Source organism: Streptococcus sp. HMSC072D03, assembly GCF_001812855.1.
Lineage (GTDB): Bacteria > Bacillota > Bacilli > Lactobacillales > Streptococcaceae > Streptococcus > Streptococcus salivarius_D.
The window spans coordinates 34,921-35,186 of sequence record NZ_KV810640.1; the positions used below are offsets into that span (position 1 = coordinate 34,921).

At 50.8% G+C, this 266-nt stretch carries 2 tRNA genes; both read right to left on the minus strand.

Annotated features, from left to right (window positions below):
• Positions 1 to 58: 58 nt before the first annotated feature.
• A tRNA-Glu gene (locus tag HMPREF2877_RS03700) sits at positions 59 to 130 on the minus strand.
• 6 nt (positions 131 to 136) lie between these two features.
• Positions 137 to 210: transfer RNA gene (locus HMPREF2877_RS03705), tRNA-Ile, on the minus strand.
• Positions 211 to 266 lie beyond the last annotated feature (56 nt).

Genomic DNA, 266 nt, shown 5'->3' on the forward strand with positions numbered 1-266 from the left:
CCTGACGGTTTTCAAGACCGTTCCCTTCAGCCAGACTTGGGTAATCCTCCATAAAATATAGTCCGTACGGGATTCGAACCCGTGTTACCGCCGTGAAAAGGCGGTGTCTTAACCCCTTGACCAACGGACCATATAATGGGCACGAGTGGAATCGAACCACCGACCTCACGCTTATCAGGCGTGCGCTCTAACCATCTGAGCTACGCGCCCAAGCTAAATGCTTGGTTATTTGTTTCCAAATAAAGCGGGTGACGAGAATCGAACTC